The organism is Ramlibacter sp., from assembly GCF_029866045.1.
Taxonomy (GTDB): domain Bacteria; phylum Pseudomonadota; class Gammaproteobacteria; order Burkholderiales; family Burkholderiaceae_C; genus Ramlibacter.
The window spans coordinates 1-25,534 of record NZ_JARXAB010000007.1; the positions used below are offsets into that span (position 1 = coordinate 1).

Below are 25,534 nucleotides of genomic sequence, written 5' to 3' on the forward strand. Positions count from 1 at the left end.
AAGGAAAATGCGACTGCTCTAACTAATAAGGGCAGAGCCAGCGGCCCCCCGGTTGGCCAGGCAACCGGTCACACCTACCCATGAATTTCAGCGCCGCCGACATCGCCGACTTTTTGCCTCTGGCAAAAGTCCGTCGCCGTCGACCCTTTCTGATGCTGCGCGCACGGGGCGCTCTTGCCGTCGCGGCCACTCTCTTCGCCACCTTCCTCGCCACCTTTCTCGCCTGTGGTCCTGCCGCCGCGCAGACATTTCCCTTCGCCACCAGCGCCGCCACCGACCTGCCCGCGTTGCGCCAGCCGCTGGACACCATCACCCGTGCTGACGCGCGTGAGCAGGCAGTGTTGGCCGAAGTGCGCCGCGGGGTCGACCGCCTGGCCCGCACCTGCGTTGCCCCAACGGCCCCTGCCGCCACTGTCCCAGGACGCGAGGCCGGCCTGCTGCAGGCGCAGCGCGAAGCCAATGCACTGCGCGCCAGGCTGGTGGACAGGAACAACCGGGTGTCAGACCTCGCCCGGTCTGCGGTGGCCGCGCGCTGCACCGGCTTTTCTTTCATCCCGGGCATCAAGTCCCCCGAGTGCCGGAGCGCTGAAGCGCTGCGGGAGGCCAGCGCCACGGTGCAAACAGCCCTGGGCGGCTACTTCGGCGCCATCGATTCGCGCTACCGCCTCTATATGGATGTACGCGACCTGGAAGACCGCGGTTGCGCGCGCCCCGGGTTCACCCAGCGCCTGATCCAGGCAGACGACGCCAGCATGCGGCCGCAGGAAGCGGCTGCCCAGGCTGCGTTTGAAGAATTCATGCGGGCGGCTGAACAAGCCGCGACCGCACTGCGGTAAACGGCCATGTTGCGCGCCCTCACCGCCCTCCCCGCCTTTGCACTGCCGCTGGGTGCACGCCTGGCCCGGCTTGCGCGTGAGGCGCCCGCAGTGGGTCTGCAGGCCCTGGCCTGCCTGGCCGTGGGCTGGGCGGCCCACGCGCTCACCACCCTGTACCTCGGGCGCGCCCAAGAGCAGGAGCTGCACCAAAGCGCGTCGATCGTCGCGCGCGAGGTGAACCAAGAACTGACCGCCCTGCAGACCCGCACGCTCGTGACTGGTACCCGGCTGGCCGACCGGGCGGCTGATTTCCCGGCACTGGGGCGCGAGCTGGTGGAACAGTTCCCCCATGTCGCCCGGATCGAACTGCGCTCAGCCGAAGGCGCGCTGATCTCGTCGTTTGACAGCGGCGACACGCGCAATGAACGCGCGCTGCTGCCGCCTTCACAACTGATTTACTTCGCCGCAGCCAACCGCGAGGGCGCCATCATCTACGCGCCCAGCCGGCTGGAGACCAGCGCGCAGTCGCGCCGCTGCTATCTGGACATGTTCACGCCGGGCAGCGCGGGCCAGGGCCGGGCCCTGGTGGTGACGCTGTCAAGCTCTGACCTGCTGGCAACGGCACTGGCCCGGCCCGCAACGGCAGCAGCCCTGGGCCCGAAGTTTGGCTTCGCCGGATGTGACGCTGCAGCCGAATCGGCCGATTCCGGCGAGGCCGGTTTTGCCGAGACCATCGACATCACCCGCAACGACCTCAAGCTGCGCCTGGTGGCGCGCGCAGGGGCGGCTATCGGCGGACCCATGGGCCTGCTGGCCTGGGTGATCGCGATCTTCGCTGCCGCCCTCACCGGTCTGGGCCTGGCCTATGAGCAGGCCCGGCGTGCACGGCAGCGGGCCCGCCAGTCGTACCGCTTGCTGGAGGAGAAGATGCAAAACGAATTGCGCTTCGTCTCGCTGGGGCAGATGTCGACCACCATCGCGCACGAGCTGAACCAGCCCCTGAGCGCGATCGAGAGCTACGCCTTCGGCTGCGAAAACCTGCTGCAGCAGCAGCCCATGCCGGTGCCGCAGGTAGGCGAGGCACTGCGCGAGATTCGCCAGCAAGCGCAGCGCAGCGCCGACATCGTGCGCAGCATCCGCGCTTTTGTCTCGCACAAGGAGAGCGCGCCCGAGCTGCTGTCTCTGGATGACCTGCTCGAGGAGCTGCGGCCCCTGATCCAGTTGCAGGCCAGTGACCTCGAATGCAGTGTCGAAATCGCGCATGTACCGGGCATCGACCTGCGGGTGAACCGCACGCTGCTCGGCCAGGTGATCCTCAACCTCTCGCGCAACGGTTTCGAGGCAATGGCCGAATTGCATCGCAAGAGCCGCAAGACCAACCTGCTGCGCATTGAGGCCACGCGTCAGACGGGCCCGACGGGCGAGCACGCCAGCATTCGCATCACCGACAACGGGCCGGGTGTGTCAGACGCCGCGGCGCCCTCGATCTTCAAGCCCTTTTTCTCGACGAAGAAAAGCGGCATGGGCATCGGGCTGGGGCTGTGCCTGTCGATCATCGAGCGCCAGGGCGGCACCATCCGTTGGCAAAACGAGGCCGGCGGCGGCAGCACCTTTGTGCTGGAGCTGCCATTGGCCCAGACGGACCATTGACAGGGAACTCAGATGAGCCAAGAGAACCCGATCATTGCGTCGCCCACAGTCATCATCGTGGACGACGACGAGGCGGTGACCAAGAGCCTGCGCTTCCTGATGGACTCCAAGTCGATCCGCTGCCAGGTCTTCAATTCGGGCGTCGACTTTCTGGAGGCGGTCAAGAAGCAGCCGCCCTGGCTGCAGTCCACCGGCTGCATCTTCCTGGATGTGCGCATGCCCAACCTGAGTGGCGTCGAGGTGTTTGGCCAGCTGCGTAAGCTACAACCGAATCTGGCGCTGCCGGTGCTGTTCATGACGGCCCACGGCGACGTGCCGGTGGTGACCAAGGTGCTCAAGGACGGCGCCTACGACTTTCTTGAAAAACCGGTGTCCAGCGAACGCCTGCTGGCGCGGCTCGATGACTGCTTTGAGCACTCGCGCCAGCGGCTGCAGGTGGCCCTGAGCCGCAAGGACTTTGCCGAGCGCCTGCGCACACTCACCGAACGCGAGATGGCGGTGATGGCGCGCCTGTATGACGGCCTCTCCAACAAAGAAATTGCCGAGCTTCTGGGCAACAGCGTGCGCACCATCGAACTGCGCCGCGCCACCATCTACAGCAAGATGGGTGTCAAGAGCTCGATCGAGTTGGCGCGCCTGCTGCAGTCTTCAGACTGGCAGCCGCCGCCGTACACCGGCAAGGACATGAAAGACACGCCGGACGACGCCCCGGCGGGCGGGTCCGCCGCGCCGAAGGGCAAGCCCGGCAGGCCCCCGAAAGCCAGCAGCGCGGCAGGCAATGCGTCTGCCGCCGCCAAGGCCGACTGAGCGAAGCCCCTCCGATCGGCAGCGCCACCAGGTCGTGGCCCTCGGTGCCCACGATGCGGGCCCGGGTGAATTCGCCTACCTTGAGCTGTTTGCTCACCTTCTCGGGCGGCAAGAGGCGCACCAGGCCGTCAATCTCGGGCGCGTCGGCATAGGAGCGCCCCACCCCGCCCTTGCGGCCCAGGCCGGGGGCTGAGTCAACCAGCACCTGCATGGTGGCGCCGATGCGCTCACGCAGCTTGGCGGCAGACACCGCCTCGGCCACCGCCATAAAGCGGGCGCGGCGCTCCTCGCGCACTTCCAGCGGGAGCATGCCGGGCAGCTCGTTGGCGGCAGCGCCCTTGACGTCGCTGTAGGCAAAGCATCCGGCGCGGTCAATGCGCGCTTCGCGCAGGAAGTCGAGCAAGTGCTCGAACTCGGCTTCGGTCTCACCGGGAAAGCCGGCGATGAAGGTGCTGCGCACCACCAGCTCGGGGCACATCTCGCGCCAGCGCTGAATGCGCTCGAGGTTTTTCTCGCCGCTGGCGGGGCGCTTCATGCGACGGAGCACGTCGGGGTGGCTGTGCTGGAAAGGCACGTCGAGGTAAGGCAGGGCCAGGCCTTGGGCCATGAGCGGAATGACCTCGTCCACCGACGGGTAGGGATAGACATAGTGCAGCCGCACCCAGGCGCCATGCGGCGCAGCGACTTCGCCCAGGGCCTGCACCAGCTCCAGCAGGCGGGTGCGCACCGGGCGACCGTCCCAGAAGCCAGTGCGGTACTTGGTGTCGACGCCATAGGCAGAGGTGTCTTGGCTGACCACCAGCAACTCCTTCACGCCGCCCTCGAACAAAGCGCGCGCCTCTTTGAGCACGTCGCCAATCGGGCGGCTGACCAGGTCGCCGCGCATCGAGGGGATGATGCAGAAGGTGCAGCGGTGGTTGCAGCCCTCGCTGATTTTCAGGTAGGCGTAGTGGCGCGGGGTGAGCTTGATGCCGGCTTCACCAAAGAACTGCAAATTGGCGCCGGGCACCAGGTCAACGAAGGGGTCATGCGGCTTGGGCAGGTGGGTGTGCACCGCGTCCATCACCTCCTGCGTGGCATGCGGGCCGGTGACGGCCAGCACCGAGGGGTGCATTTGCCGCACCAGGTTGCCACCGCCGGCCTCCGCCTCGCGCGCGCCCAGGCAGCCGGTGACGATGACCTTGCCATTGGCGGCCAGGGCCTCGCCAATGGTGTCCAGGCTTTCCTTCACCGCGTCGTCGATGAAGCCGCAGGTGTTGACGATGACGAGGTCTGCGCCCTCGAAGGTCTTGGAGGTTTGGTAACCCTCCGCCGACAACTGGGTGAGGATCAGCTCGGAGTCGGTCAAAGCCTTGGGGCAGCCCAGGCTGACGAAGCCGACTTTGGGAATCGAGGTGGCCGGGGTGGCAGTTGGGGAGGCGGTGTCGCTCATAGGCGTATTGTCCCAGAGGGACCGGGAAGGCCGGAAACGCCCTGCAGTCTAGACGGCAGCTCGGTCCAAGCCTTCATTCGCACCGTCGTGAACTCGATCCTTCCTGGCTGAGGAAGATCTCGTCAGGCGCACTCTCACCTGCTGGTGGGATTGCTCGTCAGAGCCGCCACCAATTGCCTCGCCCGCGGCCAGGGCCCGAAGCCCGAGGCGGGGTTGAGGTGGCCGACCGGGCCCAGGTTCAACAGGCGGCTGCCCCAACCGCGAGCCAAGGCCTCGACGCGGGCGCGCTCGCCCAGCGGGTCATCGTCGCTGGTCAGGACCAGGCTCGGGAAAGGGAGAGGGCCCTGGGGCACCGGGAACCAGCCTGCGGCCTCGAGGTCGACCATCGAGGGGTAGCCCTCAGGCATGGGTCGGTCGAAGTCTGGGGGCGTGGCCAGCAGCGCGGCGTGAACCTGCGGACCGCGACGGGTCTGCGCGGCCCAGTGGGCCACCATGATGCAGCCACCGCTGTGGGCCACGAGCAGCACGGGCCCGTCGATGGCAGCGACCGCGGCCTCCAGGGCGCGCACCCGGGCACCGCAGTCGAGGTCGGTGCGGCCCATGGCCGGGACACTGCGGGCCTGGGGCAGTTCCTGCGCCAGCAAGGTTTGCCAGTGCTGCGGGACAGGGTCACGCAGTCCGGGGACGATGAGGACGGTGGGGCTTGCGGGAGCGTTCATCGGCAGTGAGACAAGGCGCTTGACTTCATTCAGTACGGGCGGTCGCCGATGATGCCCGCACGCTCCATCTTGCGCGGCGCGGGCCAGTAGTCCATCACCGCGTAGTGCTGCGTGGAGCGGTTGTCCCAGATGGCGACGCTATTGGGTTTCCACTGAAAACGCACCTGGTACTCGGGAATGCTGGCCTGGCTTTGCAGGTAATTGAGCAGCAAGCTGGCGCCCGGCGTTTTGTCCAGACCAAAACGCACGTTCTCCGGCGTGTGGTAATTCACGAAGTTGGTGGTGAAGCTGCAGACATTGAGCACCTTCTCGCCAGTCTCGGGGTGGGTGCGTACCACCGGGTGTTCAGCGGGCGGGTACTGCTCGGCCAACTTGCGCCGGGCCTCGGGCGCCATCACCGCGCCGAATGAGTGCTCGATGGCGTTGCGTGCGTACAGGTGGTCGATCTTGGCCTTGATATCGTCAGGCAAATTCCTGTAGGCCTCGACCATGTTCACCCAGATGGTGTCCCCCCCCACCGGAGGGCATTCAATGCAGCGCAGCACGGCGCCCATGGCCGGGGTCTGGCGCCACAGGCCGTCTGAGTGGTAGTTGTTCTCGTAGTTCTCGCGCTTATCGCTGCGGTAGATTTGCACCAGGCCCGGATTGGCCGGGTCGCTTCCGGCCACCGGATGGTCTTCCAGTTCGCCAAAGCGGCGAGCAAAGGCCACATGCTCGGCGCGGGTGATGTCCTGATCGCGCAGGAACAGCACCCGGTGCTTCAGCAAAGCGGCCTTGAGTTCTGCAAACAAGCCGTCATCCCGCGAGGCGTCACCGAGGTTGACGCCAGAGATCTCAGCCCCGATAGCCACGGTCAGTTGGCGGATTTTCATGGTCAAGTCCTAAATGACGAAGATCGAAGAGCCGGTGGTCTTGCGCCCCTCCAGGTCACGATGGGCCTGGACGGCGTCTGCGAGCGCGTAGCGCTGATTGATCTCAATGCGGATACGGCCGCTGGCCACGTGGCCAAAGAGCTCGTCGACCAGTTCCTGCTTTTCCACCGGGTCGGCAATGTAGTCGGCCAGGCCCGGTCGGGTGACATAGGCCGAGCCCTTGCGCGCCAGGATGGCGGGGTCAAAAGGCGGAATTTTTCCTGAAGCGGTGCCCACGCACACCAGCAGGCCGCGGCGCTTGAGAGAGTCGAGCGAGCCGTCGAAGGTGGCCTTGCCCACGCTGTCGTAGACCACGCTCACGCCAACGCCATCGGTCAGCTCTCGCACGCGCTTGGCCACGTCCTCGTGGCTGTAGAAGATGATGTGATCGCAGCCGTGGGCGCGGGCCACTTCGGCCTTGGCATCGGTGGACACGGTGCCTATGACGGTGAGCCCCAGCAACTTGGCCCACTGGGTAAGGATCAGACCCACGCCACCTGCGGCCGCATGGACCAGGATGGTTTCGTTGCCCTTGAAGGGGTAAATACGGCGACTCAGGTAGGCGGCCGACAGCCCGCGCATAGTCATGGCGGCGGCCTGCTCGCAGCTGATCGCGTCGGGCAGCTTGATCAGAACGTCGGCACCGATCAGGCGCTCGGTGCTGTAGGCCCCAAGGGTGTTGGTGAAGCCGGTGTAGGTGACACGGTCGCCCACCCGAAAGCCGGCAACGCCCGCCCCCAGGGCCTCGATCACCCCGGCGGCCTCATTGCCAACGCCGCTGGGCAGCGGCACCGGGTAGATGCCGCTGCGAAAGTAGGTGTCGGCGAAGTTGAGGCCAACGGCCACATGGCGCAGCCGCACCTGGCCAGGGCCGGGGTCGCCGACATCCCGGTGCTCAAAGCGCAGGACTTCCGGCCCTCCGGTTTGATGGAAGGTGACGATGTGAGTCAAAGCGGTCTCCTGCGGGACCGGGGGTCGAGGCCCCGATCCCGATAGCGGTGGTGTACGAGGTGTGGCAGTGCCGGGAAGGCCCCCGCCCACCTCACTCCATCTTGAGGTTGAGATCGGACGCGATGGCCTTCCAGGTCGCAATATCGCGGACCACGATGCGCTTGAACTCGTCGGCGCTCTTGTTCGGTGGCGGCTCGAAGTTCAGGGTTTCCATGCGCTTGGCCATCTCGGGAGACTGCAAGATTTTGTTGATCTCTCGATTGAGGCGCTGGGTCAGAGCGGGCGGCATGTCCGCCGGGCCCATCACACCAAACCAGCCCACGGCGTCAAAGGGATAGCCCTGCTCGCCCATGGTGGGCACGCCAGGCGTTCGCGGCACACGAACGGTGCCGCTCATCGCGATGCCCTTGATCTGTTTGGCTTCGATCATCGGAACCGGGGTGCTGGGGTCGGCCCACCCGATCTGCAGCACGCCCGAGGCCAGGTCATTGACCACTTGCGGCACGGTCTTGTAGGGCACATGCTCCATCGCCAGTCCGGCCTTCTTCTTGAGCCACTCAGTGGTGAGGTGCCCGGAGGTGCCTTCGCCCCAGGTGCCGTAGCTGAACTTGTTCGGGCTGGCCTTGACCAGGGCCACCAACTCCTGGAGGTTATTGGCCGGCACGTTCTTGTTGACCATGAGGATGATGCCGCCAACGGCCGTCTGCGCGATCGGGGTGAGGTCTTTCACCGGATCGTGGTTCATCTTGGCGAGGACAGCCGGCGAAACGGCGATGAACGAGGCATTGGAATAAAGCAGGGTGTAGCCGTCCGGCCTGGCGCGGGCCACCAGTTGGCCAGCCACCTGGCCGCTGGCGCCGGGCTTGTTGTCGACCACGATGGTTTGGCCCAGTGCTGCGCCCAGCTTTTGGGCCAGGTCGCGAGCCATGACGTCCACGCCGGAGCCGGCGCCCGAGGCGACGATCATGGAGATGGGCTTGCTGGGCCAGGTGTCCTGGGCCTGCGCCATGGCGGATAGGGGCAGGGCCATCACGCAAGCCAGCACGAGGCGGCGAATGCAGGTGGGTTTTTGGGTCATCGTGTGTCTCCTCGTTCTCTTGTGGAAATGATTGCGTGCCGCTTATTGCGGCTTACGCAGGAACCCCTGATGGGCGCCGGGGCGGTTGGGGGCGAAGCCGTTTTCACGCAGGGTCTCTTCGACGCTGTCGTAGAAGACACCGATCTTCATGATCTCGCGCGCCTGGCGGCCCGTGGAGATGGGACGCCCCATCTCGCCAGAAATACGCACCAGTTGCTTGATTTGCTCCACTGAACTCATCTTGCCGGTGCGGGTGGGGTTCCACAGCACGTCCTCGGTGCCGCAGCGCACATGCAGGCCCAGCGCGATGCCCATGACGTTGATCGGAAGCACGTTGCGCACCGAGCTCTCGACGGTGAATACCGCTCCGTCGGGCACGGCGCGCAGCATGTGCGCCAGGTTGTAGATGTTGGCCTGGTCCATGCCGCCGCTGATGGCCACCCAGTTCATTACCAGCGGGCCCTTGTAGATGCCACGGCGAATCAGGCGCTCGATCGACTCGAAGCTGCTCATGTTGTAGACCTGAAACTCGCTCTGAATACCAGCAGCGGACAGGCGGCGAATATGCTCCTCGTACCAGCTCGGGTTCGAGGGCACGATCATGTCCTTGTAGGTGGCGTACAGGTGCGGGAAGCCGCGCGACAAGCCCTCGAAGTCTTCTACGCCTGCGTGCTCGGTGACGTTCATCTGCGAGGTGTTGACGGTCACGGTGACCTGGTCGGGCTTGGGGTCGAGCTCGGCCAGCATGTGACGGGTATCGTCGGACAGCCACTTGGCAGCCTGGCCCTCGCCCTCGGGCGCGAAGGAGATCGAGCCGCCCACTTGAATGACCATGTCGGGCACCGCCTTGCGCACACCCGCGATCAACTCGTTGAACTTGGACAGGCGCTTGCTGCCCTTGCCGTCTTCCTCGCGCACATGCAGGTGCAGCACGGTGGCGCCGGCCTCGTAGCAGTCGACGGCCTTCTGGATCTGGTCGGCCATGGTCACCGGAATGTCCTCCGGAAAGTCAGAGGGAATCCAACCCGGCGCGTAGGGCGCGGCAGTGATGATGAGAGGGGGCTGGTTTTCGGGATACAGGTGGCCGTCGAGGAAGTTCATGGCGGTTCTGGCGTGGGTCGGTCGTTGTTCGGACCCATTCAGTATCTTGGGCCATCGCAATCTGCGTTTGCCCGATTGGGACATGAACTTGCTATATTGGGACGCCTCACCTCCGGGAAAACACTCCCCTGCCCGCCACCGCAGCCCACCATGGTCACCTTGAAACCTGTTGCCGTCCGCTCCGCACCCCGTCTCATGCGCAGCGCGAGCCTGAGCAACTATGTGGATCTGGTACGCGCCCTGGGCCGGGACCCGACGCCGTTTCTGCGCACAGTGGGACTCACTGCGAAGGACCTGGCCGATACCGAGGCCTTGATTCCCCGGGACGCCGCCCGCGAGCTGCTCGAGATCACCGCCCGCGCTACCCGCACAGAAGACTTCGCACTGCGCCTGGCCGCCCAGCGCAAGCTCTCGACCCTGGGCCCGATCAGCCTGGTGCTGCGCGAGGAGCCCACCGCGCGCCAAGCGATCGACACGCTGTGCCGCTACCTCAAACTGGTCAACGCATCACTGATCCTGGTGGTCGAAGAGACCGGCGACTGGGTGATCATCCGCGAGGACCTGCTGCCCAGCCCGGGCCTGTCGATGCGGCAGTCGGTTGAACTGGCGGTGGGTACGCTCTTTCGGATGCTCGGCGATCTGGCCGGGCCCGGCTGGAAGCCGCGCGAGGTGTGCTTCACCCACCGGGCGCCAGCGCAAGTGGAGGCGCACCGGGCCTTCTTCGGCCGTGCCCCCAAGTTCAATCAGGAGTTCAACGGGCTGGTCTGCGCCGCGGCCGACTTGGACAAGCCTCGCCAGTTCAGCGACCAGGGTGCCGCCGCACTGGCGCGCAAATACCTAGAGGCGGCGATGCATGCCCAGGGCGACAACGTCCAGGACCTGTGCATGAAGACCATCCAGGCCCTGCTGCCCGGCGGCGAATGCAGCGCCGAGCAGGTGGCTCGACTCCTGCAGATGGACCGGCGAACTCTGCACCGGCACCTGGCCGCGGGGGGACTGTCTTACACGCGCCTGCTCGATCAGGCGCGCACCGACCTGGTCACGCGCCACCTGGGCGAGAGCGACCTGCCCCTGGGCGAGATCGCTGGCCTGCTGGGCTTTGCCCGACTGAGCAGCTTCAGCCACTGGTTCCAGGCGCAGTTCGGTTGCAGCGCCTCGCAGTGGAGCCGCCAGCGCGAGGGTGGCCCACAAAACGCCAACGCCGCATGAGGTGGCCCCAAGCAGCTGCGTGCGGCTGCGTGCGGCTGCGTGCGGCTGCGTACGGCTTCGTACGGCTTCGTACGGCTTCGTCCTATGGGTTGGTCTAAGTTAGACCAGCGACGCGGGCGATCCCGTGATCAGGCGTGCTTGCGCAAGAAGCCCTGGTTGCCGCCGTTGCGATTGGGGGCGAAGCCGTTCTTGGCCAGCGACTCTTCGACGGTGTCATAGAACACGCCAATGCCCAGCATCTCCTTGGCCTGCTTGCCGGTGGCAATGGGGCGGCCGAAGTCCAGGGACATGCGTACAAGCTGCTTGACCTGTTCGACGGTGCTGGACTTGGCGCTGCGCGCTTGGTTCCAGAGGTTGTCTTCGATGCCGCAGCGCACGTGCAAGCCCATGGAGATGCCCCACATGTTGACCGGGAGCACGTTGCGCATGGAGCTCTCTACCGTGAGCACCGCGCCATCGGGCACCGCGCGGACGAAGTTAGCGAAGTTGTAGATGTTGGGCATGTCCATGCCGCCGGAGATGGCCACCCAGTTGAGGACTAGCGGGCCCTTGTAGATGCCGCGCCGCATGAGGCGCTCGACCGACTCGAAGCTGTTGATGTTGTAGCACTGGAAGGCGCTCTGGATACCGGCGGCGTTCAGTCGCTTGATGTGCTCCTCGGCCCAGCCCGGTTGCGCGGGCACGGTCATTTCCTTGTAGGTACCAAAGACGGTCGGGTCCTGGAAGGAGGTGCCGACGAAGTCACGGTCTTCCATGTGCTCGACGATGTTCATCTGCGAGGTGTTGATGGTCACGGTGACCTGGTCGGGCTGGGGGTCGAGGTCGGCCAGCATGTGGCGGGTGTCGTCCGATAGCCACTTGGCCTTGGCGCCGTCGCTCTCGGGCGCGAAGGAGATCGAGCCACCAACCTGGATGACCATGTCGGGCACGGCCTTGCGTACACCCGCGATTAACTCGTTGAACTTCGACAGGCGCTTGCTGCCCCGGCCGTCGAGCTCACGCACATGCAGGTGCAGCACGGTGGCGCCGGCCTCGTAGCAGTCGACCGCCTTCTGGATTTGTTCCTCCATCGTGACCGGGATGTCCTCGGGAAAATCGGCGGGCATCCAGGAGGGCGCATAGGGGGCGGCAGTGATGACCAAGGGCTGCTGGTTTTCGGGAAAAAGGTGGCCGTCGAGAAAGTTCATGTGCAGGTCTCTGTGAATTGCTTGTTCGAAAAGGAAATCAAAAGGGCTTGTCGCCGATGATTCCGGCGCGTTCCATCTTGCGGTGGCAGGGGCCGTAGTCCATCACCGCGTAGTGCTGGGTGGCGCGGTTGTCCCAGATGGCCACCGAGTTGGGCTTCCAGCGCCAGCGCACCTGGTACTCGGGAATGGCGGCTTGCGAAATGAGGTAGTCCAGTAGCTGGGTGCGGCCCAGGGTGTAGTCCTGGCCCACGCGCACGTTAGCCGGCGTGTGGAAGTTGGTGAAGTGGGTGGTGAAGCCGTTGACGAACAACACCTTCTCGCCGGTCTCGGGGTGGGTGCGGACCACCGGGTGCTCGGGGTCCGGGTACATGGCGTGCAGTGCCAGGCGCTTTTCCATCGGCATCGCGGCGCCAAAGGTGGACTCGATGCTGTGACGGGCGTGCAACGGGGCGATCAGGTCCTTCACCGTCTGGGGCAGCTTTTCATACGCCAGCGCCATATTGGCCCACATGGTGTCGCCGCCCACCGGCGGGCACTCCACGCAGCGCAGCACGGCGCCCATGGGCGGCGACTCGCGCCAGGTGGCGTCGGTGTGCCAGGAGTTTTCGTAACGGTCGTTGGGCTGATCGGGGCTTTTGTAGATGGCCACCAGGCCAGGATGCCCCGGCACGCTGCCGGCTACCGGGTGGTCTTCAAGCTCGCCGAACCGGCGCGCGAAGGCCACATGGTCCGCGCGCGAGATGTTCTGGTCCCGCAGGAACAGCACCTTGTGACGCAGCAGTTCGGCCTTGATGGCGGCGAACAGGTCTGGGTCATGGGCGGCATCTGCCAGGCTCACGTCCACCAGCTCGGCACCAATGGCGCAGGTGAGTTGCTCGACTTTCATCGCTTGTCTCCGTTGTCGTCGGGTGGGGGCCTGCTGCTTACACCACGAGGATCGAGGAGCCCATGGTCTTGCGCGCCTCGAGGTCCCGGTGCGCCTGCACCGCGTCCTCCAGCGCGTATCGCTGCCCGATTTCGATGCGGATGCGGCCGGCGGCCACGTGGCCGAAGATTTCGCCGGCCAGAGCGGCCTTCTCGGCCGGGTCGGCGATGTAGTTGGCCAGAGCCGGGCGGGTCATGTAGAGGCTGCCCTTCATCGCCAGCAGGTTGGGGTTGAAGCCCTCGATCGTGCCGCTGGCGGTGCCCATGCAGACCATCAGCCCGCGCGGGCGCAGCGAGTCCAGCGAGGTCATGAAGGTGTCGCGGCCCACGCTGTCAAAGACCACGTCGACGCCGCGGCCGCTGGTCAACTCTTTCACCCGCTGGGCCACGTTTTCGTGGCTGTAGTTGATGGCATGGGTCACGCCGTGGGCCCGCGCCATCGCCGCCTTTTCGTCGTTGGAGACGGTGCCGATGACGGTCAGGCCCAACAACTGGGCCCACTGGGCCACGATCAGGCCGACGCCGCCGGCGGCCGCATGCAGCAGCACCGTGTCGCCCCCCTTCCAGTCGTAGATGCGCCGCATCAGGTAGGCCGAGGTCAACCCGCGCATGGTCATGGCGGCGGCTGTCTCGAAGGAGATGGCGTCGGGCAGCAGGATCAGCGGGTCGGCTGCCACCAGCCGCTCGTCGCTGTACGCGCCCAGCGTGTTGACGAAGCCGGTGTAGGTGACGCGGTCACCCGCCTTCACGTGAGTCACGCCCTCGCCCACCTCAAGCACGGTTCCTGCACCCTCGACACCCATGCCATTGGGCAGGGCAATCGGGTAGGTGCCGTTGCGAAAGTAGGTGTCGGCGTAATTCAGGCCGACCGCGCCATGTCGCAGGCGCACCTGGCCCGGGCCGGGTCGGCCAACATCCTGTTGTTCAACCTGAAGCACCTCGGGGCCCCCCGTCTGGTGCATGCGAATGATCGTTGCCATATGACTCCTGCAGTCCCCGGAGGGAGCGCGGCCCCTCGGACCGATGGCGCAATGTAGGCAGCTGCTCCCCACCCGGCTTTGCAAAAGGCGCCAAACCCTTATCATTTCGCGCCATGCCTATCCTGGTTCGTGCTGCGTCTTTGACCAACTTTTTCGAGGTGGCGCGCGAGCGCGGGCTCAATCCGCTGCCCCTGCTGCGCAAGGTGGGCTTGAGCCGGACGCTGCTGGAAGACCCGGACCAGCGGATCCCGGTGGAGTCCGTGGTGCGGCTGCTTGAAGCCGCCGCCAGCGCCTGCGGCGACGAGCACTTCGGGCTGCGCATGGCCCAGACAAGGCAGGTGGCGGACTTCGGCATGGTGAGTCTGTTGATCAGCCACCAGCCGACGCTGCGCGACGCGTTGCGGGCGACCATCGAATACCGGCACTTGATCAACGACTCCCTGGCCCTGCAGATCGAAGATGCCGGTGCCAGCGTGATCCTGCGCGAGGAGGTGGTCTCCAGCCTGCCGGCGCGCCAGGCCAATGAACTGGCGATTGGCGTGCTGATGCGACTGTGCACCACGGTGCTAGGCAAAGATTGGCGGCCCGCCAGCGTGAACTTCACCCACCCCGCCCCGCGGGAGACCGGTCTGCACCGGCGCTTCTTCGGCTGTCCGGTGCAGTTCGACAGTGACTTCAACGGCCTGGTGTGCCGCGCCAGTGACCTGGATGCGCCCAACCCCGCGGCGGCCCCCGCCCTGGCGCGTTACGCGCAGCGCTTCGTCGACTCGCTGCCCCCGGTGAACGAACCCTCGATGGTGCAGGAGGTGCGCAAGGCCATCTACCTGATGCTGGCCAGCGGCCACGCCAGCAGCGCCTATGTGGCACAGACCCTGGGCATGAGCGTGCGCACCATGCAGCGGAGACTCGATGAGGCCGACGCGACGTTCAGCGGACTGATGAACGAGGTGCGCCGCGAGCTGGTGCAACGTTACCTGGAAAACCCCAGGCACTCGATGGTGCGCATCTCACAGATGCTGGGTTACGGCTCGCCCAGCGCCTTCAGCCGCTGGTTCGCCCTGACGTTCGGGCAGTCACCCCAGCGCTGGCGTGAACGCCCCGACGCATCGGCACCGTTGATGTCGGTGACGCCTGCGGATGCGCGCGACGCCAGGCGCTGACGCTGCTGCCGAACTGGGTGCGAAACCAATAGGCAAAGGCGCTCTGACTGGAAAAGCCCAGCAAGGCGGCGCTCTCCGACAGGGGCAGATGGCCCTGGGTGAGGTGGGTCTGCACCAGTTGCCGACGGACGTCCAGCAGCAAGGAGGAGAAGGTCTGACCTTGAACCGCGAGGTAGCGGTGCAGCGTTCGCCGATCCACCCCCAGATGCCGGGCCAGCAGTTGCGAGGTGCAGCGCCCGCCGGGCAGCAGGGCCACCATCAGCTGGCGCACCACCGAGGCCGGCCCCTGCTCGGACGCCAAGGCCCTCTCCAGGGCGCTGCGCGCGAGCCGCGCCAGGCCCGGGTCGCCGCCCCGAGGTCGCGCCTGCATGTCGGAGGGCCGGCAAGCAATGCCGTTGAAGCCTGAGCGAAAGAGCACCCGACACCCGAAATAGGCCTCATGGGCGTCGGTCTTCGCTGGCGGTGCATGCCGCAGGTGCACCGACTGCGGCCGCCAGCGCGGGCCCAAGAGCGCGGCAAGGATGTTGCGCATCACGCCCAGGGCCATTTCGATGGACTGGGGGGCTGGCACCCCCGCGTCACCCAGCAGGTCTTCCTGCACGACCACGCGGTCGTCGCGCGAAACGATCCGGGTGACCAAGGAGGGGTTAACCAGCCGCAGGTAACGCAGCAGCGTCTCCAGCGCTTCCTGGACGCTGGGCTGCTCCTTGAGCAGGAGGCTGATCGGGCCCAGGCTGTCCAGGCCGCGGCTGGCGGCCAGGCGCAAGCCGAAGTCGCTCAGGCCGCTGGCCCGGGCGCTGGCCTCGAGCAAGCGCTGCACGGAGTCGGCGGCGAGCGGCGTGTCGGGGTCCAACAGGCTGCGAGGGTGCAAGCCGGCCTGCCGCAGCATCGCCTGTGCGTCCAGCCCCAAGGCCTGGGCCAGGGCCGGAAAGCCCTCTAGCGCGGCACTGCGGACGATGGGTAGAAACGCGGTCAAGGATGTCCCAATATCGACAATTCGTGGCATGAATTATCAAGCCTGCGCAGCAGGCCGCTCCTACGATCCGCCCTAACCCGCCGCCGAACTTTGCGGCCCACCCCGGAGACTTGGAGACCCGCATGCAAATCAAGAATGCCCGATTCGCCCGTCGCGCCCTGTGCGCTGCCACCCTGGCGCTCGCCCTGCCGGTCGCCATGGCCTGGACCGACAAGCCGGTGAAGATGGTGGTGCCCGCGCCCGCAGGCGGCACCATGGACGTCGTCGCCCGCATCGTGGCCGAACAACTTTCGGCCGACATCGGCCAGCCGGTCATCGTCGACAACAAACCCGGCGCCGGCGGTGGCATTGGCGTACAAGCCATGAATGCCGCACCCGCCGACGGCAACACCATCATGATGACGGCCAGCAACGTGCTGACTGAAATCCCGAACGTGATGAAAACCGGCTTCGACCCGCTCAAGGACGTCAAGCCCGTCACCGCGATTGCGCGCGGGTATCTGGTGCTGATCACCGCGCCGAACGTGCCCGCCAAGGACACCAAGGGCCTGGTGGCCTGGGTGAAGGCCAACCCCGGCAAGACGAGCTTCGCCTCCTACAGCGCGGGCACGGTGTCGCACTATGCCGGCATGATCCTGAATCAGAAGGGCGGGCTGGACATGCAGCACATCCCCTTCGCCGGCTCTCCCCCGGCGCTGCAGCAGGTGATGGGCGGCCAGATCCCGATCATGTTCGACGGTATGGCCACCACCAAGCCCCAGGCCGCAGCGGGCAAGGTGCAGGTGCTGGGTATCGCCGCCAAGGCACGCTCGCCGCAAATGCCCAACGTGCCCACGATGGCCGAACAGGGTTATCCGGAGATGGACTACAGCAACTGGATTGGCGTGATCGTCTCTGGCGGCGTGCCCGCCGCGATGGTCGACAGGATCAACGCCGCCCTGGTCAAGGCTGCATCGGCCGCCAAGGTCAAGGACCGCCTGGTTGCCGCCGGCTTCGACATGGAGCCGCTGACGCCACCGTCTCAGCTGGCCGCGTCGGTGAAAGAGGAGTTCGAGCGCAACGCCGCGATCGTCAAGCAGTTCAACATCACGCTGCAGTAAGCTAGAAAAGCCGGCACGGCTTGATTTCAGAGGTCGCGCGGTAGCTGAGGCCCGTAGCCCTCCTGGCACCGAAGGGGTCAGGCCTTGCCGCTGACACGGTCAAAGGCCGCCAAAGCTTTTGTCTGCTCCTGCGCGTCGAGAAAGCTCGTGCGCCGAAGCGACATTGAGAGTGTTGTGCGCGATAGGATGCCTGCGCGCAGCCCTGCCCTCACCCATCGCAGGTCCCTGGGCTCGCCGCGAGCCAGCTTGGAAACCGCTGCGTCATGGGGCTCAAGGAACCAGGCAATGACAGCCGCACGCTCGAGCCGTACCAGTCGATGGTCCCAGCCTGGAGGCAGCGTTGGGAGGTGGGGACTGACCGGATCAAAGTAGATACCGTGGTCCCGGTGGTAGGCACTGCCCTCCCCCAGTTCCAGCTGCAAGGCCAGCGCCCGGCCTGGGTCAGCCCGTGTGTAGCAGTCGGCGTCGATGGACAATGTCATGTCTTTGGGAATGGCCGAGACCTCGGACATTCCCAGCACCGACAGGCTACCGATCACCACGTACTCCGAGTGGCCACACAGGCGGCGAGCCTCTGAAAGCAGTTCAAAGAGATCGTCGACCTTCATGCCAGGGCCAGAGTAAAGGGCGAGTTCTGCCGCATGGCAGGTCCCCATCCCTCGGCTTCGGAGCACATGATCTGGACCATCTCTGGGACAGGCATGGCCAGCCATGCCCTCCACCGCTCGATGTAGTCATGGCTGCACAGTCCGCTGGACTCCCAGCGCCCGACCTCACGGCGGGCCGCCCCGATGAGCGAGCGGCGTCGGGCCGGTTGCGAGAGGAGCTCAATCCCCAGGCGTTGGTGCGCCATGAGGCGGCGCAGCTCAACTTGGCGCTGCTGCTCTCGCGCCGCGCGCCGCGCATCCAGCGCATCGGCCCGTTCCAGCCAGGCTGGCGGCACCAGCGCTGCCACCAGGGTGCCATGGCGCTCAATACCAACGGGCTCCTGCGCCGCGCGGGCGAGAACCGAGCCGAAGGTCTGCTTGGCATAAGAGGCGGAGACGATGTCCATGGCACCATTTTTGGACAAAATTCCACTTTTGTCCAAGTTGGCCTTTATTTGCCCAAGACAGCTGGCCTGGTGGGATTTTCAAGAACCAGCAACGTCAGGCACTAGATCCGGGCGCAGTTGGTGCCAGCCCCCAGCTTCGAGGATCCCACCCTTTCGAGCTGCCCTTTTACAAGGGCCTCTACACGCGCTGCGCTTGGCTGACGAGAAAATCATAAACCCATTGAACGACGCTGCAAGGACTATTGCGAGGAGCGGAAACAAGGGTTGAGCTGGCTTGATTCGCAACGCCGCCCCTCCCGCCTCACTCTGCAATAAGCCGGTGCTCAGCGCTTCAGCCCAAACGCCCCCAGCATCTGCTCGGTCTGCTTCTGCATCTGGTCCTGCACGGTCTCGATCATGGTCTTGGATTGCTCGAGGTAGTTGCCCATAAAGCCCTGCATCACCGGGTTGGGCATGGCGGTGAACTGGGCCCACATCTCGGGCGTCATGGTCTTGGACTGCTCAGACATCTGCGACTGGATGTCGGTGAAGGCCTGCACGTTTTTCTCGATGTAGCTGCCCATGAAGCTCTGCATCGCATGGCCGTAGAAACGGATGATGTTGCCAAGCGCAGCCTCGGAGAACATGGGCGCGCCGCCGGCCTCGGCCTCCAGAATGATTTGCAGCAGAATGCTGCGGGTGAGGTCGTCACCTGTCTTGGCATCGCGCACCACAAAAGGCTCGGCGTCCATCACCAGCTGCTTGACCTCAACCAGGGTGATGTAGGTGGAGGTGTTGGTGTCGTAGAGCCGTCGGTTCGGGTACTTCTTGATGACGCGCTGGACCGGCTTCTCGGCGGCGGCTGGCTTGCTTGGCACTTCGGCGACTCCTCGCCAGCTTAGCCGGCATTGGAAGAATGGATGCGAACCATTCTAGGACCCCCTCCCCCGCGATCCCTGGGGTTTAACCCGAAGGCGCGAGGGCTTGACGGCTGAGCGGTGCGCGCGAGGTGCCGCAGGTCCGGGTCAATGCAACACCAGGCCAGGCGCCGAGAGCCAGCGCCCCAGCATCGCAGCCATCTCAGCCGGCCGCTCCATCGGCGCCATGTGGCCGGCGTCCTCCATCACCTCGAGCACCGAGCCGGGCGCGAGCTGGTGCATGGCCTCGTGCTGGGCCACTGGCGACCAGCTGTCCTGGCGGCCGCAGCCCACCAGGGTCGGGATGCGCAGCGACTGCAGCACCGGCGAGGCATCCGGGCGCGCCAACAGCGCGCGGATCTGCGCGGCAAAGGTGTCGGCGCTCTTGCGGGCGAACATGTCCAAAATGGCGTCGACCAAAGGCGTGTCCTGCAAGCGTGCGGGGTGGACCATGCCCTGCACCCACACCTGGCCCATGGCCCGGGTACCCTCCGCGCGCGCGACATCGAGTAGCGCGTGGCGCTTGGCGGCCTCGGCCTGGCCTGCCTCACCCTCGGGCAGCGGCAGGTGGCCGGTGTCGAGCAGAGCAATGCGGGTCACGCGCTGCGGCGCGCGGCGCACCACCTCGAGCGCCACCCGGGCGCCCATGGAGTGGCCAGCCAGCGCAAAGTGCTCGGGCGCCGCCGCCAGAATGCGCTCGGCCATCCCGCCCAGGCTGTCACTCGGCCCGTGGTCGGCGACGATGCAATGCAGGCCAGGGAAGGCGGCCTGCAGGTGGGGCAAGACCGGCTCCCAGACCGTGTGGTCACACATGAGGCCAGGGACGAGGACCAGGGTGGACGCAGCGCGGCTGGCTCCGGTGACGTGAGGGGATGTAGTGGCGGGCATGTCGAGGTCAGACGGTGAAGCGCCGAGTGTGCAACAACTCGGGCTGCGAGATGGGGAGGCAAATAGATGGCGCGGTCGGGTTGACAGGGCATGGCGCCACCCAGTGCGTGAACTGACCTTGCAGGGCCTCGGGTCGAACCTGTGTTTGAACGTCTAATCGAAATTGCACGAGGCAGCTCAATGGCAACCACAACAAAGACCAAATCGACCACTTTGTATACTGACCCGATGCCTGTTCCCCTCACCCGCCGGAGCCCCGATGCGCGCAGAACAGAATGAGTTGCTGACCCGGATCGGGCCGGGCACCCCCTGCGGCGCGGTGTTGCGCCAATACTGGCACCCGGTCGCTCTGCTCGAAGAGTTCGACCCTGCCCTCCACCCCGAGATGGCTGAGCGGCCGCTCAAGACGGTGCGGGTGCTGGGCGAAGACCTGGTGCTGTTCAAAGACGCGAGTGGCGCCTGGGGCCTGCTCGGTCGCGCTTGCCCGCACCGCGGGGCCGACCTGTCATTTGGCCGGCTCGACCCCGCCGACGAGGGCGGCGGCCTGCGCTGCCCCTTTCACGGCTGGAAGTTCGGCCCCAATGGCCAATGCCTGGACACGCCGGCCGAGCCTGTGGGCAGCCGCCTGTGCGAGCGGGTGCGGCAGGTGAGTTACCCGGTGCAAGCCCACGGCGGCGTGCTGATGGCCTGGCTGGGCCCGCAGGACGCCAGCCCGCCCCCGGTGCCCGCGCTGGACTGCTTTCGCGCGCCGGCCAGCCACCGCTTTGCGTTCAAGGGGCTGTGGAACGCCAATTGGCTGCAGGCCTTCGAGGTGGGCATCGACCCGGCGCATACCTCTTACCTGCACCGTTTTCTTTTTGACGAAGACCTGGGCGCCATCGGCTCCAATGCGGCAGGCAAGCAGTTTCGTAGCGCCAGCGCCGGCGAGGTCGAGGGCGAGCGCTGGCCGATGACGCGCATCATGCGCGAGTTTGGTAAGCCCGACATCCGCATGACCCCCACGCCTTACGGCCTGCAGTTGCAAACCCTGCGGCAGATCTCGGCCGAGCGCACCCATGTGCGGGTGACCCACGGCCTGTTCCCGGCGACCTTCGTGATTCCGCTGTCGGAGACGGTGACGATCACCCAGTACCACATGCCGGTGGACGACCACCACACCTACTGGTATTCGCTCTTCACCAGCTTCGACCAGCCGCTCGACGTAGCCAGCATGCGCGCACAGCGGATGAAGTTCACCCAGATGCCCGACTACCGGCCCACCTCTGGCCGTCACGACCGCTGGCGCTACAACCCGCAGGAGCAGCGCACCCAGACCTACCTGGGCATGGGCGAGGAAGACATCAACGTCCATGACCAGTGGGCGGTGGAGAGCATGGGCCCTATTCAGGACCGCAGCCGCGAGCACCTGGGCACCACCGACAAGGCCATCATGGCCAACCGGCGCGTGCTGCTACAGGCCATCGACGATGTGCAAAACGGCAAGCCCGCCCCAGGCCTGGCCCAGACTGAGGTAGCACAGGCCGCGAGCGGCCCTGACACCTTCGACGGCATCGGCCCCCAAAACGGCTGGGAGAGCTGGTGGCAGGACAGCGCCCGCGACAAGCGCGCGCGGGCCGCGTGGCTGCTGGGGGGCGCAACGACCGACATGCACGAGACGACCGAGACGCACGCGTCGCCGGCGTCGGAAGTGACAGCGACGACGGGCGGGGCGACATGAGCCTGTCTTTCGCCGCGCGCGCGGGCGTTCAGAACGCCGAGCGCCAGGCCGCCATCGAACGCGTGCGCAGCCAGATCGGCTCCGGCGCCATCGAACGGGTGCGCCTGTCCTGGTGTGATGTACACGGCACCCTGCGCAGCAAGACCCTGATGCCGGCCGCCGCGCTCAAGGCGCTAGACGCAGGCATTGGCATGGTGAGCACCCTGATGCTCAAAGACAGCTCGGACCGGACCGCGTTCAAGGTGTTCGAGCCGGGCGCGGGCAAGACGCCCTCTGGCTTTGGCTACGCCAACAACGTGGTGCTGTTGCCGGACCCGGCCTCGTTCCAGATGCTGCCTTGGTCTCCGGGCACGGGCTGGCTGCGCTGCGAGACCTTTTTCGCGGATGGCCGCCCCATTGCCTTTGACACCCGCCGGGTGCTGGAGCAAGCCCTGGCACAGCTTGCAGCATTGGCACCGCAAGGCCTGTCGCTCACCTGCGGGCTGGAGGTCGAGTTCCACATCTACCGCATCGACCCGGCTGCCGCCGACCCGCAGTTGGACCCGGCCGCCGCCGCCTGGCCCGGGCCGGCGCCCACACCGGCGCTGCGCCTGGTGCACCCGGGCTACCGACTGCTCTCCGAGCAATGGGGCGACATGGCCGAGGCGCCGCTGCGCATCGTGCAAGAGACCGCGCAAGCGCTCGGGCTGCCCCTCACCTCCCTGGAAATCGAGCTGGGCCCGAGCCAAGTGGAGGCGGTGTTCGAGGCGACCGACGCGCTGACCGCGGCGGACCAGATGGTCCTGTTTCGCAGCGCCACCACCCAGGCCCTGCGCCGCGCCGGTTACCACGCCACCTTCATGTGCCGACCGCCGTTTCCGAACATCATGTCCAGCGGCTGGCACCTGCACCAATCCCTGGTGCGCCTGGCTGACGGTGGCAACGCTTTCATGCGCGATGCATCCGCCGAGGGCTGCGGGCCGCTGGATGCGCGGCGCGAGCTGTCTGACCTGGGCAGCCACTACCTGGCCGGCCTGCTGGCGCATGCGCGCGGCATGTCGGTGTTTTGCACGCCCACCACCAACGGCTACGGGCGCTTTCAGCCCAACGCGCTGGCGCCGCAATCGGCGGTGTGGGGCCGGGACAACCGCGGCGCGATGCTGCGGGTCATCGGCGGCCCGGGCGACCCGGCCACCCGCATCGAGAACCGCATCGGCGAGCCCGCCGCCAACCCCTACCTCTACATGGCGGCCCAGATTCACGCCGGGCTGGACGGCATCACACGCCAGTTGCAGCCGCCACCCGCCACCGACGCGCCCTATGCCTCGTCGGCAGATGAGCGCCTGCCCACCAGCCTCGGGGAGGCGCTGCAGGCGCTGCGCGATGATGGGGCTCTGGCCGCCGGCTTTGGCGCGGACTTCGTCGACTACCTGTGCCAGATCAAAGGCCTGGAGGTGGACCGGCAAGCGCAGGCACAAGACCCCCAGGAGTGGCAGGCGCGGGAATTTTTCGGCCGTATTTGAAAGTGATCCATGGCTACCCTGATCGAACTGCACTTCATCCACCCCGACGGCTCGCGCTCCTCCGGCAAGGCCAAGACGGGCCAGAGCCTGATGCAGGCAGCCTTGGCGCTGGACATCGACGAGGTGGCCGCTGATTGCGGCGGCTTGCTGACCTGCGCGACCTGCCATGTTTACCTGGAGGACCCGGACCCGGCCCGCGCCGCCGCGCTGCCCGCGGTGAGCGCCGACGAGGACTCGATGCTGGAGTTCGCCGCCCTGCCCCGGCAGGCGAGCAGCCGCCTGTCTTGCCAGATCCCGCTCACCCCTGCGCTCGACGGTCTGCAGGTGCGACTGCCCGAGAGTCAGTACTGAGGCCGAACGGACACCGTACCCAGGCAGCCCACTCAGCATCATGCATATCGTCGTCATCGGAACCGGCATCGTGGGTGTGTGCAGCGCCGCCTGGCTGCAGCGTGACGGCCACAGGATCACCTTTGTCTCGCGGGAGCCGGCTGGCGAGGCCTGCTCCTTCGGCAACGCAGGCTCGCTCTCGCCGAGCGCCTGTCTGCCGGTAGGCATGCCGGGCATGTGGAAGCAGGTGCCCGGCTGGCTGCGCGACCCCGAGGGGCCGCTGACCATCGCGCCGAGCTACCTGCCCTTCATGGCCGGATGGTTGCTGCGTTTCTTGCGTCACTCGCGCCCGCAAGAGGTGGTGCGCATTGCCACCGCGCTGCGCAGCCTGCTGGCCCCCATCTTCGACAGCTACGGACCGCTGCTCGAACACGCTGGCGCACAGGATTGGGTGCGCCGCACCGGCTGCCTCTATGTCTATGGCTCGCCCGAATCGGCCCGGCGTTGGCAGTGGGGCATGGACTTGCGGCGCAGCCTGGGCGTGCAGCTGCGCGACATCGGCCGTGAAGAACTTGAGGCGCTGGAGCCTGACCTGCGCGGCAAGTTCCGCTTTGGCATCCTGGCGCCGGAAAACGGCTCCACCCTGGACCCCTCGCGCCTGGTCAAGGCCTTGCACGCGCAATGCGTGGCCGATGGTGCGCAGGAGCGGCTGGACGAGGTCACCGGCTTTGCGCGTCAGGGCGACGCGGTGCGCGGCGTGCGCCTGGCCTCCGGCGAGACGCTGGCCTGCGATGGCGTGGTGGTGGCCGGCGGTGCCTGGTCCGGCGCCCTCACCCGCGAGCTGGGCCTGTCGGTGCCGCTGGAGACGCAGCGCGGCTACCACGTCACGGTGCAAAGCAGCAACCTGCAACTGCGGCACACGGTGATGGCGTCCGAATACAACCTGATGGTCAACCCGATGGCCTCTGGCCTGCGCCTGGCTGGCAGCGTGGAGTTTGCCGGCCTGAAGCCACCGCCCAACTACCGGCGCGCCGAGGTGCTGCTGAAAAAGGGCCAGGAGATGTTCCCGCACCTGGACACCACCCGCACCACGCAGTGGATGGGGCACCGGCCCTGCCTGCCCGACAGCCTGCCGGTGATCGGCCGTGCGCCGCGCCTGGCCAATGCCTGGCTCGCCTTCGGCCATGGCCACCTGGGCATGTGCGGCGGCGCCAGCACCGGCCGCGAGATCGCGCACCTGGTGGCGGGCCGCGCGACCCAGGTTGACCTCACCCCCTTCCGGCCGGACCGGTTCTGACGATGGCGCGGATCGCTCTGGTGACCACCGCCGGCTTTGCCGACGTGCTGAGCCTGGGCCGCCAGAACCGACCCGACCCGTATGCCCCGCATGTGGGCCCCTCCCCCTGGCTGGTCGCCCTGCCCGAGGCTTGGCGCATCGAGCTGCCCGGGCGCATCGACGCCCAGGGCCAGGAGGTGCAAGCCCTGGACCTCTCGGGCCTGGCATCGGCGCTGGCCGCACTGCCGGATCGGCCCGAGGCGGTGGCCCTGTGCCTGCTGTTTGCAGACCTCAACCCGGCTCACGAGCGGGCCGCGCAGGCGGCGCTGCAAGCGCTGCTGCCGGGGGTGCCGGTGGTTGGCTCGCACACCCTGCAAGGCGAAGCGCACTGGGGTGAGTTCGAGTGGACGCTGGCGACGGTGCACGCGGCTGGCGTGCAATGGCTAGAAGCTACGGCAACGTCCCTGAAGCCCGAGCCCTCACTCGCGCAAGACCTTGAGGCGCTGTGCAACGAGATGCAGCGCACCTTGGTCGAACAGGCTGTTTCTTCGGTGGTGCGCGAGGCCATGGACTGCGCCGCTGCCGTATTTTTGCCCGACGGCCGCATGCTGGCCCAGGCCAAGTCCTTGCCACTGCTTCTGGGCAGTCTCACGCCTGCGGTGCAAGGCATCCTCGCGCATTACCCCGCGTCGGCAATGACCGACGGCGACTGCTTTGCCAGCAACGACCCCTGGCAAGGCGGCACCCACCTGCCCGACTGGGTGCTGCTCGCGCCGGTCGTTGTGAACGGGCGGGTGCGCGCGCTGGCCGCCTGCATCCTGCACCATCAAGACGTGGGCGGAATGACGCCGGGCTCGGTGCCCACCGAGGC

At 66.6% G+C, this 25,534-nt stretch carries 24 protein-coding genes and 1 pseudogene; 11 read left to right on the forward strand and 14 right to left on the reverse strand.

Features of this window, described 5'->3' with window-relative positions:
- Window positions 1–80: 80 nt before the first annotated feature.
- From QE494_RS00285 to QE494_RS00295, 3 genes are read left to right on the forward strand one after another with little or no spacing between them, the layout of a single operon-like run.
- Entirely contained in the window at window positions 81–836 is a 756-nt protein-coding gene (locus QE494_RS00285) for a hypothetical protein (protein WP_300040313.1), read from the forward strand.
- A gap of 6 nt (window positions 837–842) precedes the next feature.
- On the forward strand, window positions 843–2,465 hold the full coding sequence (locus QE494_RS00290; protein ID WP_300040315.1) for a sensor histidine kinase: 1,623 nt from the start codon (window positions 843–845) through the stop codon (window positions 2,463–2,465).
- A gap of 12 nt (window positions 2,466–2,477) precedes the next feature.
- Entirely contained in the window at window positions 2,478–3,272 is a 795-nt protein-coding gene (locus QE494_RS00295) for a response regulator transcription factor (protein WP_300040317.1), read from the forward strand.
- 13 nt (window positions 3,273–3,285) lie between these two features.
- Here QE494_RS00295 and rimO read toward each other — a convergent pair.
- The 6 genes and pseudogenes from rimO to QE494_RS00325 form a co-directional block, all read right to left on the reverse strand.
- Window positions 3,286–4,704, reverse strand: a pseudogene (rimO, locus tag QE494_RS00300) (30S ribosomal protein S12 methylthiotransferase RimO); the annotation flags it as partial.
- Window positions 4,705–4,838: 134 nt separating this feature from the next.
- Window positions 4,839–5,423, reverse strand: a complete 585-nt coding sequence (locus QE494_RS00305; protein ID WP_300040319.1) for an alpha/beta hydrolase — start codon at window positions 5,421–5,423, stop codon at window positions 4,839–4,841.
- Between the two features lie 29 nt (window positions 5,424–5,452).
- The gene (locus QE494_RS00310) at window positions 5,453–6,295 is read right to left on the reverse strand and encodes a TauD/TfdA family dioxygenase (RefSeq protein WP_300040322.1); all 843 of its coding nucleotides are present in this window, start codon (window positions 6,293–6,295) and stop codon (window positions 5,453–5,455) included.
- Between the two features lie 9 nt (window positions 6,296–6,304).
- The gene (locus tag QE494_RS00315; RefSeq protein WP_300040324.1) at window positions 6,305–7,285 is read right to left on the reverse strand and encodes a quinone oxidoreductase; all 981 of its coding nucleotides are present in this window, start codon (window positions 7,283–7,285) and stop codon (window positions 6,305–6,307) included.
- A gap of 91 nt (window positions 7,286–7,376) precedes the next feature.
- A complete protein-coding gene (locus QE494_RS00320) occupies window positions 7,377–8,363 on the reverse strand; it encodes a tripartite tricarboxylate transporter substrate binding protein (protein WP_300040326.1) in 987 nt (328 codons plus the stop codon).
- Between the two features lie 42 nt (window positions 8,364–8,405).
- The gene (locus QE494_RS00325; protein WP_300040328.1) at window positions 8,406–9,464 is read right to left on the reverse strand and encodes a 3-keto-5-aminohexanoate cleavage protein; all 1,059 of its coding nucleotides are present in this window, start codon (window positions 9,462–9,464) and stop codon (window positions 8,406–8,408) included.
- 159 nt (window positions 9,465–9,623) lie between these two features.
- On the opposite strand from QE494_RS00325, the gene QE494_RS00330 reads away from it, so the two are divergent.
- Window positions 9,624–10,673, forward strand: coding sequence for an AraC family transcriptional regulator (locus QE494_RS00330; protein ID WP_336619414.1), 1,050 nt, complete (start codon window positions 9,624–9,626; stop codon window positions 10,671–10,673).
- A gap of 128 nt (window positions 10,674–10,801) precedes the next feature.
- Here QE494_RS00330 and QE494_RS00335 read toward each other — a convergent pair whose 3' ends face one another.
- From QE494_RS00335 to QE494_RS00345, 3 genes are read right to left on the reverse strand one after another with little or no spacing between them, the layout of a single operon-like run.
- Complete coding sequence (locus tag QE494_RS00335) at window positions 10,802–11,860, reverse strand: 3-keto-5-aminohexanoate cleavage protein (protein WP_300040329.1); 1,059 nt, start codon at window positions 11,858–11,860, stop codon at window positions 10,802–10,804.
- 37 nt (window positions 11,861–11,897) lie between these two features.
- On the reverse strand, window positions 11,898–12,746 hold the full coding sequence (locus QE494_RS00340; protein WP_300040331.1) for a TauD/TfdA family dioxygenase: 849 nt from the start codon (window positions 12,744–12,746) through the stop codon (window positions 11,898–11,900).
- A 37-nt stretch (window positions 12,747–12,783) separates the two neighbouring features.
- Complete coding sequence (locus tag QE494_RS00345) at window positions 12,784–13,764, reverse strand: quinone oxidoreductase (RefSeq protein ID WP_300040333.1); 981 nt, start codon at window positions 13,762–13,764, stop codon at window positions 12,784–12,786.
- Window positions 13,765–13,877: 113 nt separating this feature from the next.
- Between QE494_RS00345 and QE494_RS00350 the strand changes: the two genes are divergently transcribed.
- A complete protein-coding gene (locus QE494_RS00350) occupies window positions 13,878–14,924 on the forward strand; it encodes an AraC family transcriptional regulator (protein ID WP_300040335.1) in 1,047 nt (348 codons plus the stop codon).
- Here QE494_RS00350 and QE494_RS00355 read toward each other — a convergent pair.
- Window positions 14,806–15,900, reverse strand: coding sequence for an AraC family transcriptional regulator (locus QE494_RS00355; RefSeq protein WP_300040337.1), 1,095 nt, complete (start codon window positions 15,898–15,900; stop codon window positions 14,806–14,808). The two genes, QE494_RS00350 and QE494_RS00355, sit on opposite strands and share 119 nt — an antisense overlap.
- Before the next feature lie 122 nt (window positions 15,901–16,022).
- Here QE494_RS00355 and QE494_RS00360 point away from each other — a divergent pair, with 122 nt between their 5' ends.
- Window positions 16,023–17,000: a tripartite tricarboxylate transporter substrate binding protein gene (locus tag QE494_RS00360; protein WP_300040339.1), complete on the forward strand. Its 978-nt coding sequence runs from the start codon at window positions 16,023–16,025 to the stop codon at window positions 16,998–17,000.
- 77 nt (window positions 17,001–17,077) lie between these two features.
- Here the strand turns inward: QE494_RS00360 and QE494_RS00365 are convergent, their stop codons facing one another.
- The 4 genes from QE494_RS00365 to QE494_RS00380 all read right to left on the reverse strand — a co-directional run bounded on the left by QE494_RS00365 (window position 17,078) and on the right by QE494_RS00380 (window position 19,838).
- Window positions 17,078–17,608, reverse strand: coding sequence for a DUF6036 family nucleotidyltransferase (locus tag QE494_RS00365; RefSeq protein ID WP_300040341.1), 531 nt, complete (start codon window positions 17,606–17,608; stop codon window positions 17,078–17,080).
- Entirely contained in the window at window positions 17,605–18,054 is a 450-nt protein-coding gene (locus tag QE494_RS00370; RefSeq protein WP_300040343.1) for a type II toxin-antitoxin system Phd/YefM family antitoxin, read from the reverse strand. Before QE494_RS00370 ends, QE494_RS00365 begins: the two co-directional genes overlap by 4 nt.
- A gap of 323 nt (window positions 18,055–18,377) precedes the next feature.
- Window positions 18,378–18,911: a polyhydroxyalkanoate synthesis repressor PhaR gene (gene phaR / locus QE494_RS00375; RefSeq protein ID WP_300040345.1), complete on the reverse strand. Its 534-nt coding sequence runs from the start codon at window positions 18,909–18,911 to the stop codon at window positions 18,378–18,380.
- A 147-nt stretch (window positions 18,912–19,058) separates the two neighbouring features.
- Window positions 19,059–19,838: an alpha/beta fold hydrolase gene (locus QE494_RS00380; protein WP_300040347.1), complete on the reverse strand. Its 780-nt coding sequence runs from the start codon at window positions 19,836–19,838 to the stop codon at window positions 19,059–19,061.
- Between the two features lie 259 nt (window positions 19,839–20,097).
- On the opposite strand from QE494_RS00380, the gene QE494_RS00385 reads away from it, so the two are divergent.
- The 5 genes from QE494_RS00385 to QE494_RS00405 all read left to right on the forward strand — a co-directional run.
- Window positions 20,098–21,555, forward strand: coding sequence for a Rieske 2Fe-2S domain-containing protein (locus QE494_RS00385; RefSeq protein ID WP_300040349.1), 1,458 nt, complete (start codon window positions 20,098–20,100; stop codon window positions 21,553–21,555).
- Window positions 21,552–23,057 carry a glutamine synthetase family protein gene (locus QE494_RS00390; RefSeq protein WP_300040351.1) on the forward strand — a complete coding sequence of 502 codons (1,506 nt, stop codon included), beginning with the start codon at window positions 21,552–21,554 and terminating at the stop codon, window positions 23,055–23,057. The genes QE494_RS00385 and QE494_RS00390 overlap by 4 nt, the downstream gene beginning before the upstream one ends.
- Before the next feature lie 9 nt (window positions 23,058–23,066).
- Window positions 23,067–23,408 carry a 2Fe-2S iron-sulfur cluster-binding protein gene (locus QE494_RS00395; RefSeq protein WP_300040353.1) on the forward strand — a complete coding sequence of 114 codons (342 nt, stop codon included), beginning with the start codon at window positions 23,067–23,069 and terminating at the stop codon, window positions 23,406–23,408.
- A gap of 40 nt (window positions 23,409–23,448) precedes the next feature.
- Entirely contained in the window at window positions 23,449–24,684 is a 1,236-nt protein-coding gene (locus QE494_RS00400) for an FAD-binding oxidoreductase (RefSeq protein ID WP_300040355.1), read from the forward strand.
- 2 nt (window positions 24,685–24,686) lie between these two features.
- On the forward strand, window positions 24,687–25,534 hold an 848-nt coding region (locus tag QE494_RS00405; RefSeq protein WP_300040357.1), incomplete at its 3' end, for a hydantoinase B/oxoprolinase family protein.